The following is a 6,378-nucleotide window of genomic DNA, read 5'->3' on the forward strand; positions in this document are numbered from 1 at the left end:
CAATAAAGGATATCTGCCCCGTCTGTTCGATCACCGTTATTTTCTTGATCACAGCGATTATGGGGTACCCGCGTGGGATATTGGTGCCGGCGCCAATATGGCGTTCCGGAAAGAAATATTCCTGCTGGCCGGCTTTTTTGACGAACGACTCGATGTAGGTGCTTCTGGCTGCAGTGGCGATTCGGAAATGTGGTATCGGGTACTGGCAGAAGGATGGAACTGTTACTATATACCAGAACTATACGTGTTTCATGAACACCGCTCAACTGACGACGGTCTGCGTCAGCAGCTGTTCAGCTACATGCGAGGACATGTAATCGCCCTGCTGGTACAGTATGAAAACTACCGGCGACCTGGAGACCTGCGACGTTTGTACAAGGGATTGCCACACTACTATCTCATGAGGCTGAAACAATGGCTGCAACGTAACCACGATGAAAGTCTCCGGCATATTATGACGGAAATAAAAGGTTGCTATTCAGCCTGGGAGTTTTATAGGGTGCATAAACAACGCCAACGACAGGATATTACCGTGTTCCCTTCTGCATTACAACAACCTGTTCCGATAACGGAGCACAGCATTGTTTCAGTTGTTATTCCCTGCTACAACCATGCGGAATATCTACAACAGGCTATCGACAGCGCACTCGCACAAACCTGGAAACAGGTAGAGGTGATTGTGATCGACGATGGATCTACCGACAATACAGCAGCCGTTTGCGCGCATTACGCTACCCGGATTACGTATAGACGTGTAGAGCGGGTCGGATTGTCTGCCGCCCGGAATATAGGGGTGCAGCTTAGCAAAGGACAATTCCTGATCTTTCTCGACGCAGATGATTATTTGTATCCGGGAGCAGCAGAACTGCAACTGTATTACTTCAAACTATATCCACACGCAGGATTCGTTTCCGGCGCACACGACCGCGTGGATAAATCCGGTTCCTTTCTAAACACCGTATATCACAATGGTGACGGATATTTGTCGTTGTTGCAGGGGAATTACATTGGTATGGAATCATGTATTCTCTATCGACGTGATCTCTTTTTTCATTTTCATTTTGATACGCAGCTAAGCGTTTGTGAAGATTATGATCTCAATCTCAACATTGCCCGACACCTTTTTGTTTTTCATCATAATAATAGAATAGCTGCCTACCGCATTCATGATATGAATATGTCTACCGATAAAACACGTATGCTGAAATGGGCGCGCCAGGTGTTACAGAAACAGCTTCCTGCATTGCAAAATGAACAGGAAAGACTTGCTTTGCAACAGGGACTGAAAAATTGGGCGTCCTATTATACTAAAAGAAACCGGCATGAAAATGAATGAGCGGATACCTAGTGAGCCACCATTGATACCACCCGTTGCTCCGGAAGTGTCTCGCCCTCTCTGGTCAGTGATGATACCTACGTATAACTGCAGCCAATATCTGGCGGCTACCTTGCAAAGTGTGTTGATGCAGGACCCCGGTCCTGCCCTGATGCAAATAGAAGTAGTAGACGATGGGAGCACGGATGCCGATGTAGCGGCACTGGTAGCCAGTATCGGCAAAGGCCGTGTCGAATTTTATCAGCAACCTGAAAATCGTGGTAGCCTGCGGAATTTTGAAACCTGTTTAAACCGCGCCAGAGGGAAGTTAATCCACCTGCTGCACGGTGATGATATGGCCGGCGATGGGCTGTATGCAGTTACTGCCGCACTGTTTGAACAATACCCTGAAGCCGGCGCAGTGTGCACTGGTTATTCATATATCGATGAAGCGGGCAATTTTATGTGGGCGGGAAATACGCTGTTACCCACGCCAGGTATTATCAACAACTGGTTGCCTGCCATTGCAACAGAACAAAAACTGCAACCACCAGCGGTAGTAGTAAAGAGAGCGGTATACGAACATCTGGGTGGATTTTTTGGTATTCATTATGGAGAAGACTGGGAAATGTGGGTGAGAATAGCCGCACATTATCCCGTGGCCTATACCCCTCAAAACCTGGCTGCCTACCGGGTACATACCACCAATATTACCAGTCGTTATTTTCAGTCATGTCAGCATATCAAGGACATCGCAACCGTTATCAACATTATACAGCCTTACCTCCCTGCACAACAGCAGCGGCAGCTGAAACGAAAGGCGCAACATAATTGGTCTTTGTATTTTGCCCATACATCTGACATGGCCTATCATAAGTATAATAGCCCGCGACAGGCACTGGAACAGGCGTTGCAATCATTTAAGATGCATCAGAACAAGGTGACAGCGTATTTTGTGTGTAAGATATTTTTGAAGGTATTAATACGGTATAAGCAGGGAGGGAAATAAGGAGGAGGTCTCCATCGCGGCGATACTTCATCAGTCTCCCTGACTACAATGCACACACTAAAATTACAATGCTACTTAGCTCCGCCGGGATATGCCTGCGGAGCTGTTGTTGGTCCTTGCACGACCAATTTCCCATCCGGTAATATATTCATCCTGTCTATGAAAACGACGCGCTTATCACCCGTTTTTGTTGTGCGGCCATGGTATACACACAGCATTTCTTTACCATCTGGTGAATAAGTAATGCTATTATGCCCCGTGCCTGTTACCACACCACCTTGCTCAACGTTCTTTTGCAGCACAGGGTTGTTGGCTGCTTTTTTAAAAGGCCCTAAAGGACTTTTAGACGTAGCATAACCGACCGCATAATTTTTGCCGCCAAAATAATTGGCAGAATACATCATGTAGTAGGTATTTCCTTTTTTGAAGATGGTAGAACCTTCTGTCCAGCGGCGATTTACTTCTTTAGATGTAACGGAACGACTTTCCCATTCAGCTTGTTTATCTTTCATGCTAACCGGCGGACGCAGTAGCAATATTGGTTCACCGATAACCCCGCTGAGATCTGGTTTTAATTCTACGCCATATACCCAGCTTTCTTCGATCTCATTGTACCAGCCTTTGTTTTTTGCCCAGTCAGCTATTTGACTCTGTACCGGATGTTTGTAGCAACAACGGGAGTAATAGAGGTATATTTTTCCACTTGCGTCAAATAGAACATTTGCATCAATGATGGGGTAGCCGGGATCAAAAATGGGTTTGTTATTTATATCGATAAATGGCCCGGTGGGCTTATCAGCTACTGCAACGCCTATGCGAAAGTTTTCGACTTCCCTGGTTGGATTGTCTTTCCATTGCGCACTGTAAAACAGGTAGTATTTCCCATTTATAGCATATACTTCCGGCGCCCAATAAGCACCCTCCCAGGCGGCTTTGGGGTCGCTCCAGCCATTTTTGTTATCGTGAAAATATACCTGGCCCTCATTTTTCCAGTTAACCAGATCGGTAGAAGAATAGGCTGCGAAGCCGTTACTGGCGCCACCGGTCCCGTACATATAGTATTTATCGCCTTTCACCTGTAATACATAAGGATCACCCAAATCAACAGCGAGAGGATTGTTATATGTCAATTGCTGTGCGTTCAGCGATAGCGCTACTACTATTAAAAAAGAGATCAGCTTGATTTTTTTCATGCTTTAAGATATAAATTTTCTGTGAATGGCTATAGGGGAAAAACGTGCAGAATATCTTCCCGATTGCTACAGGATTTATTTACTTTTAAGGTATGGATCCAAAACAACTGCTAAAAGAGCACATCGCCAAAACCGCTAACCTTTCGGATAACGAGTTCGACGAATTCTTCGATTGTTTCACCACTAAATCCTATAAAAAAGGCGCCTATATTATTACCGCGGGCGACAGAATAGAAGGTGAATATTTTGTGCTTAGTGGCTGCATTAAAACCTTCTATGTAAATGATAACCAAAAGATGTTTGTTTTGCAGTTTGCCATGCCTTCGTGCTGGGCATCGGACTACAGCGCCTTGTACAGTGGTACAAGAGCTACTATTAATATAGGTTGTATTACAGATACGGAATTATTGTGCCTGTCGAACGAAGCCCGGGAGTACGCTTGTAAAAGGTTTCACCAGGTAGAACATTTTTTCCGCGCTCATGTGACCAATGAATATGTAGCTTCTCAGAAAAGATTACTAAGCACCATGAACAACGACGTAAAATATCGCTATGAAGAACTGATAACTTTATTCCCTGAGTTGTACAATATGGTGCCCAAAAGACTGATTGCCGCCTATTTAGGTGTTTCGAGAGAAACACTTTATCGCCTGAATAACTCCTGAACTGCTGTCCTCAAAAGATGTGATCTACATCACACAATTTACTTTCGCACCCTTCATACCTTCATGTCATACTAAACATATAAAAGCATGACAACTCAACTAACGAATGAAGCCAACATTACGGAGGCATTGCAAGAATATTATTTTCAGGGAAGCTATGAAGGCGATTTGAACAAGTTAAAACAGATCTTTCATCCCACTACCAGGCTGTTTGGTGATGTAAAAGGACAACCTTATAGCAAAACATTGGACGAATGGCTGGAGGTAGTAGCGAATCGGGAGAGTCCGAAGGATTCGGGCAAGCCGTTTAAAGGAGATATTTTAAGTATAAAGGTGGCTAACTCTGTTGCGGTGGCAGAGGTACAGGTGAAAGCGTATGATATGGTTTATCATGATTTTTTGTCGTTGCATAGGATGGATGGCAGGTGGGTGATTGTTAGTAAAATTATGAGTGGTGTTAGTCAGTAATGAGCTTATCCAGGTTAATCAATTTGGCCCTAACTATTTAACTTTGTATAGTTAAGGCCAAATTGAATGTGGTTTTTTCTTCTCCTATTTAAATTAGATTTAAGAAGGTAACTATCATTTTATGGAAGGGAAATTGAAAATTAACAGAATAAAAGCAGTATTGGCTGATAAGGATATTAAGCAAAAAGACCTCGCTGAAATGATAGGTAAAACTCCCAGTGCTGTTACTCGTATGTGTAATAATAATTTTCAACCAACATTGAAAGTGCTGCGTGATATTGCTATAGCCCTTGACGTTAGTATGTGTGATTTGTTGATTGATCCGAGGAAAGAGAAGAAGTAAAAGTATGTTGAAGGGATTCAAAACGAGTCCGAATGATTTCCGAGCATTGAAGTTTTATCTCAAATGCTTTGCTGAAAACCATGATTTAATTTCTTTATTCAGGAAGTACTTGTGAAATCAGTACCTGTCAGTTCCTTCCATAAGTCCCTCATATAAGGACTGATATTGAACATATCTTCAATGTCATCACTGAGAGAATAGCACCAATAATAAACAGTATATTCATGTAGAGGAAAGTTATCAACGAGTTTTTGTTTCACGCCAGGCCAGATTTCAGTGCTCCAGCCCAAATCCCAACCTTCGTTGCTTGTTTCGATGATCATCTCCATAAGCGCGAACCGAATATCATCGTTGGTTACAGTTGTATATAATTCAATATACCGATTGAGATCTTTGTAATCAGCAACAATGTACTCCCAGTCCTGCATCCAATCTTCATTACGATAATTGAATTCTTCAGCAAGAAAAGTGATTGCATCACGAGTAACATATCTTCCTTTAGGTTCTTTCATAAGCAAAGCTAAATCAAACAAAAAAAATACTACTAACTCCACATGGAAAAGCAGCAACCCTTTTATCAACAATTTGCGGCTTTTAAACCTGTAGCCGGAACGGTCGGTATATCTGACTTAATTATATATAATATTGAAATTGTCACTATCTTTCTTTAATTCGACCACAATGTCTAAATTAGGTATATAATCGTTTGTATGACAAATCATGAAATGAATTTAAATATAAGGTATGATGCAGCGCAAGAAATTTGGGATAAAGTACCTCTAATTTATGGGCAACTTAATGGTTGGATAGGTTATGGAACAGGAGGCGAAAATGGTGAAAACGGAATTCCTTATTGGTTTAGCTTCAATGAGAATGAAAAAGATATTTCAGCCTCTGTTGAACCAAGTGGGCTTCATTTTTCCGGGCTAATGGATCCAAATGAATGGGTATTCTGGGTCAAGGAAATCAAGGAAATTGCAACAAGAGAACTAGGTTATAAAGTAGGTGAAATCGAATTAGGGGAGATCGACTTTTGATGGAAATAAGGTTGTAGAACTATATAAATCATTGGAAAAGTAAAAGGCTTCCAGCATTGCTGAAAGCCTTTTTTAATTTTGTAGCCGGAATGTGCGGAATATCTAACCACATATTTAAAGATTTGCTAACTTTTGCTATTTAATTGCCATTCTCTCAGACTAAATGTGGCTTTTCAATTGAATTATTTCACGAGATATATAATATGTCAGTCTCGATGGGTTCGAAACGAAAGTTAGAAAAGTGATTGCTCCGGATTTTCGTCCTCATCATCATCGTCCTGATAATTGAATTCAACCTTGCTCTGCAAAATTATTTCATCAAGAATTGCCTTCAAATGATTCTCTTTA

Annotated in this window: 8 protein-coding genes; 6 read left to right on the forward strand and 2 right to left on the reverse strand. The window is 42.1% G+C overall.

Annotated elements, in window-relative coordinates:
• Together VIP81_RS02105 and VIP81_RS02110 are read left to right on the forward strand one after the other, a co-directional pair.
• Nucleotides 1-1,336: glycosyltransferase family 2 protein (locus VIP81_RS02105; RefSeq protein WP_331956825.1), on the forward strand; the 1,336-nt coding region annotated here is incomplete at its 5' end.
• Nucleotides 1,323-2,324: a glycosyltransferase family 2 protein gene (locus tag VIP81_RS02110; RefSeq protein ID WP_331956826.1), complete on the forward strand. Its 1,002-nt coding sequence runs from the start codon at nucleotides 1,323-1,325 to the stop codon at nucleotides 2,322-2,324. The genes VIP81_RS02105 and VIP81_RS02110, both read left to right, overlap by 14 nt.
• Before the next feature lie 71 nt (nucleotides 2,325-2,395).
• Here the strand turns inward: VIP81_RS02110 and VIP81_RS02115 are convergent, their stop codons facing one another.
• A complete protein-coding gene (locus VIP81_RS02115; RefSeq protein ID WP_331956827.1) occupies nucleotides 2,396-3,517 on the reverse strand; it encodes a glycoside hydrolase family 43 protein in 1,122 nt (373 codons plus the stop codon).
• Nucleotides 3,518-3,609: 92 nt separating this feature from the next.
• On the opposite strand from VIP81_RS02115, the gene VIP81_RS02120 reads away from it, so the two are divergent.
• The 3 genes from VIP81_RS02120 to VIP81_RS02130 all read left to right on the forward strand — a co-directional run bounded on the left by VIP81_RS02120 (nucleotide 3,610) and on the right by VIP81_RS02130 (nucleotide 4,993).
• Nucleotides 3,610-4,182, forward strand: coding sequence for a Crp/Fnr family transcriptional regulator (locus VIP81_RS02120; RefSeq protein WP_331956828.1), 573 nt, complete (start codon nucleotides 3,610-3,612; stop codon nucleotides 4,180-4,182).
• A gap of 87 nt (nucleotides 4,183-4,269) precedes the next feature.
• Entirely contained in the window at nucleotides 4,270-4,650 is a 381-nt protein-coding gene (locus VIP81_RS02125) for a nuclear transport factor 2 family protein (protein ID WP_331956829.1), read from the forward strand.
• Between the two features lie 121 nt (nucleotides 4,651-4,771).
• Nucleotides 4,772-4,993 (forward strand): helix-turn-helix transcriptional regulator, encoded by a 222-nt coding sequence (locus tag VIP81_RS02130; RefSeq protein ID WP_331956830.1) that lies wholly within the window; start codon nucleotides 4,772-4,774, stop codon nucleotides 4,991-4,993.
• A 98-nt stretch (nucleotides 4,994-5,091) separates the two neighbouring features.
• Here the strand turns inward: VIP81_RS02130 and VIP81_RS02135 are convergent, their stop codons facing one another.
• Nucleotides 5,092-5,577 carry a hypothetical protein gene (locus tag VIP81_RS02135; protein WP_331956831.1) on the reverse strand — a complete coding sequence of 162 codons (486 nt, stop codon included), beginning with the start codon at nucleotides 5,575-5,577 and terminating at the stop codon, nucleotides 5,092-5,094.
• 126 nt (nucleotides 5,578-5,703) lie between these two features.
• Here VIP81_RS02135 and VIP81_RS02140 point away from each other — a divergent pair, with 126 nt between their 5' ends.
• The gene (locus tag VIP81_RS02140; RefSeq protein WP_331956832.1) at nucleotides 5,704-6,030 is read left to right on the forward strand and encodes a hypothetical protein; all 327 of its coding nucleotides are present in this window, start codon (nucleotides 5,704-5,706) and stop codon (nucleotides 6,028-6,030) included.
• The last annotated feature ends 348 nt before the right edge of the window (nucleotides 6,031-6,378 follow it).

This window comes from Chitinophaga sp. (assembly GCF_036566945.1).
Taxonomy (GTDB): Bacteria; Bacteroidota; Bacteroidia; order Chitinophagales; family Chitinophagaceae; genus Chitinophaga.